Source organism: Streptomyces zinciresistens K42 (assembly GCF_000225525.1).
GTDB classification, from domain to species: Bacteria; Actinomycetota; Actinomycetes; order Streptomycetales; family Streptomycetaceae; genus Streptomyces; species Streptomyces zinciresistens.
The window spans coordinates 1-205 of record NZ_AGBF01000522.1; the positions used below are offsets into that span (position 1 = coordinate 1).

The following is a 205-nucleotide window of genomic DNA, read 5'->3' on the forward strand; positions in this document are numbered from 1 at the left end:
CTGTCCATCTCCGCCGCCGTGCTGCTGGGCATCATCGTCGTCGTCCTGGTCAAGGGCGGCTACGTCCGCGTCGGCTCCGCGCTGACCTGCACGCTGTTCGGCTTCACCCTCGCCGCGACCGGCCTGGCCCCGACCATCAACAGCGGCCTGGCCTCGCTCGCCGGACTGATCTCCAGCTTCTGAACTACGCCTCGGTCCACGGCGG

Annotated in this window: 1 protein-coding gene; it reads left to right on the forward strand. The window is 69.8% G+C overall.

Annotation, left to right across the window (positions count from 1 at the left end):
* A partial coding sequence (locus SZN_RS37465; protein WP_063741789.1) for a hypothetical protein occupies window positions 1-183 on the forward strand: 183 nt, incomplete at its 5' end.
* Between the last annotated feature and the right edge of the window lie 22 nt (window positions 184-205).